4 protein-coding genes are annotated in these 3259 nt (G+C 40.8%); all 4 read left to right on the top strand.

Translation table 11 applies throughout. The features are described from left to right. Nucleotides 1-75 precede the first annotated feature (75 nt). The 4 genes from HCG70_RS17115 (at nt 76) to HCG70_RS17105 (ending at nt 3151) form a co-directional block, all read left to right on the top strand. The gene (locus HCG70_RS17115) at nt 76-273 is read left to right on the top strand and encodes a hypothetical protein (RefSeq protein WP_221698068.1); all 198 of its coding nucleotides are present in this window, start codon (nt 76-78) and stop codon (nt 271-273) included. Nucleotides 274-302: 29 nt separating this feature from the next. Next, nucleotides 303-566, top strand: a complete 264-nt coding sequence (locus HCG70_RS17875) for a glycosyl hydrolase family 95 catalytic domain-containing protein (protein WP_396021009.1) — start codon at nt 303-305, stop codon at nt 564-566. Nucleotides 567-908: 342 nt separating this feature from the next. Continuing rightward, the gene (locus HCG70_RS17110) at nt 909-2771 is read left to right on the top strand and encodes a recombinase family protein (RefSeq protein ID WP_396021008.1); all 1863 of its coding nucleotides are present in this window, start codon (nt 909-911) and stop codon (nt 2769-2771) included. Then, entirely contained in the window at nt 2768-3151 is a 384-nt protein-coding gene (locus HCG70_RS17105; RefSeq protein ID WP_221698066.1) for a TnpV protein, read from the top strand. Before HCG70_RS17110 ends, HCG70_RS17105 begins: the two co-directional genes overlap by 4 nt. Nucleotides 3152-3259 lie beyond the last annotated feature (108 nt).

Raw genomic sequence — 3259 nt, 5'->3', positions numbered from 1 at the left:
TGCAAAAAGGAGGATTCGAATTCGAACCCTCCTTTTTTTATCGGCTAATATCAAAATTTATTTTGATACAGCCCCTTGGCTGGATATACTGAATCTTATGCACCTATGGGAGATTTATATTTAAAATTTAATTATAATGATAAAAATTATATTAATATAAAAGAAGCAAGTAGTGTTACATTAGTACTAGTTGCAAATACAAGCTTTAATGGATTTGATAAAGACCAGGTACAGAAGGTAAGGATGAAGAACTTTTATGCAAAAGTCAGTTAAAATCTTTAGAAGATAAATCTTATGAAGAAATAGAAAGTAACCATATTGATGATTATAGAAAGCTTTTTAATAGGGTTGAATTTTGTTTAGGCAATGATGACTATAGTTACTTACCAACTAATGAAAGGTTAGAAAGACTTAAAAATAATAAAGAGGACTTAGGTGTAGTAAGTTTGAAGAGACTTCTTAATCACTCAATTTTAGAGAATTGGAGCTCCAAATTGATTAAAAAGTCTCTTGAGACTTATTTTTTATCTCAAGAACAAAATTGTACTTTAAAAAAAACAATATGAAAACATGTCAACATTTGATTTCGTCAGTACGGAGAAAGTGTAAGGAACTTTAGAAAATGACACAAAAATCCGTAGAAAATGAAAAATGTTGCGGTAGCACCCTGTAAAAAGGCTTCTGAGCAATGGGTTATGTGTAGGGATTTTTTTAGGATTCTTACACGAACCTTGAAAACAGAACAGCCTGCCCGTAGTGATACCAGAATTGAACAGGCATTTAGCGTGTCTTTTCTGGAAATACGTCCCGGAAACATCAGAACCCGGTACAGGAACGGATATGGGGTGAGAACAGGAGCCAAATTAGAGAAAGGAGGGCGTCAGAGAATGGCACAGACACAGGGATTCATGACAGCGTTGTATGAGCGTCTTAGTCGTGATGATGAATTAAACGGAGAGTCCAACAGTATTTCCAATCAGAAAAAGCTTCTGGAGCAGTATGCAAAGGAACATGGCTTTACAAATCTGATTCATTTTACGGATGATGGAATTTCCGGCACAAGATTTGACCGCCCCGGATTTCTTGCCATGATGAAAGAAGTGGAGTCCGGGAAAGTTGGGACGATCCTGATTAAAGATATGAGCCGAATGGGAAGGGATTATCTGAAGGTTGGGCAATATATGGAACTGCTCAGACAGAAGAATGTGCGTCTGATTGCAGTGAATGAGAATGTAGATAGTTTTCGGGAGGATGATGATTTCACCCCATTCCGAAATATTATGAATGAATGGTATGCAAGGGATACCAGCAAGAAGATTAAATCAACCTTTAAGGCAAAGGGAAAATCCGGCAAGCATGTAGCCAGCACAACACCATACGGTTACTTAAAAGATCCGGAGAACCCTGACCACTGGATTGTTGATGAAGAAGCAGCGAAGATTGTACAGCGAATTTTTCATATGACCATGGACGGGCGTGGACCGTATCAGATTGCAAGGATTCTGAAAGAGGAACAGGTGGAGATTCCGGCAGTGCATATGGCGAAAAAGGATGCAGGGTTATGGAAAGGCAGGGTGGATGAAATCAAAGACCCTTATGGATGGGGTTCCTCCACTGTTGCAGGGATTTTGAAAAAACGGGAGTACCTTGGTCATACGGTGAACTTCAAAACCAGAAAGCATTTCAAGGATAAGAAAAGCCATTATGTAGGGGAAGATCAGTGGACAATATTCGAGGACACACAAGAACCTATCATAGATCAGGAAACTTTTGATAACGTCCAGAGGATCAGAAGCAATGTAAGAAGATACCCAGATGGATGGGGAGAAGCACATCCTTTGACCGGATTGATGTATTGTGCGGATTGTGGAGCGAAAATGTATGTTCACCGGGTAAACAATGGAAAGAGAGTTCCACAGTATACCTGTTCCGCATACTCAAAGATTCCGGTTGGAACACTCTGCCCGACACAGCACAGGATCAACGCTGATGTAGTCATGGAGCTTATCAAGGAGCTTTTAAAGGCGATTGCAGAATATTCCCAGCTGAACCGGGAAGAGTTCATAGAGACAGTGAGAAAGGCACAGACCTCACAGCAGTCCAGTGAGATCACAAGACTGAAATGCAGACTGTCAGAAGCACAGAAGCGTGTGCAGGATCTGGAAAAACTGCTCTGCCGGATTTATGAAGATAACATTCTTGGCAAGCTGCCGGATGAACGTTATGCAGTTCTGGACGGGCAGTATTCTAAAGAGCAGAAAGAACTGTCAGGAGAGATTGCAGAGATGGAAGCAGAATTATCCGGTTATGAGGAAGGTCGTAGGTCTGCGGAGAAATTCATTGCCATGGTCGATAAATACCAAAACTTTGAGGAACTGACCACTTATATGCTGAATGAGTTCGTGGAGAAGATCGTTGTGCATGAGCGTGACCGGAAAGGCAGTGTTGAAACTACACAGGAAGTGGAAATCTATTTTAATTTCATTGGACGATATCTGCCACCACACTTCGGAGAGGTGGAGTTGACACCGGAGGAAATCGAAGAAATGAAAAAGAGGGAAGCCAGAAAAGACAGGCTGCACCAGAACTACCTGAAAAGAAAAGCAAATGGCAAACAGCAGGAATACTACGAACGAACCAAAGAGAAGAAGAAAGCAGAGATGGATGCAAAGAAAGAAGCAATACGGAAGGAAGATATTGCAAAAGGTGTCTTTGTCCCGGTTTCTATGCTTCCGCCTGCAGAACCGAAGAAAGGAGCGATACCGGCATGAAGAGGTTAAAACGGATTATACACGATGACAGTAATGGACTGGATTATATCCTTGTCGGGGAAGTGTATCTGCCATTGATCACCGTACCGAATGAAACTCGTGAGATTGGATTTTACGGAAGTCTCCACAGGAATTATCTGAAGGATTATAAAAGTGGATTATATTCGTATCTGAGTCTGAGCGGAAAGCTCTGGTCTTATCTTGCAGATGTGAATGAGCAGTGTGTGGAACGCAGGGATTATCTGATGGATCAGATGATGGAACAGGAAGGCATTACCGAGGAATTAAAAAGCAGAGATCAGATGGAATGGGTTCGCCGGGCAAACAATGTAAGAAGCCGGGTAGATGAAATCATACTGAATGAAATGGTGTATGTGTAGGAGGAGCTTATGAGGTACCGGATTGAATATGTATTAATGTCAAGATTTTTTTGAACAATTGTGACAATATTTTTATGTACAATTGTTCAGTTGTTTTTATCTGCTATT

The sequence above is a fragment of the Clostridium sp. K04 genome, assembly GCF_019734375.1.
Taxonomy (GTDB): Bacteria; Bacillota; Clostridia; order Clostridiales; family Clostridiaceae; genus Clostridium; species Clostridium saudiense.
Note: the sequence above shows the minus strand (reverse complement) of the source record. Positions and strands in the feature narration are given on the sequence as shown.

Coding starts and splice junctions, on each gene's coding strand:
- HCG70_RS17110 (WP_396021008.1), top strand. CDS start 909: ATGACAGCGTTGTATGAGCGTCTTAGTCGTGATGATGAATTAAACGGA.
- HCG70_RS17105 (WP_221698066.1), top strand. CDS start 2,768: ATGAAGAGGTTAAAACGGATTATACACGATGACAGTAATGGACTGGAT.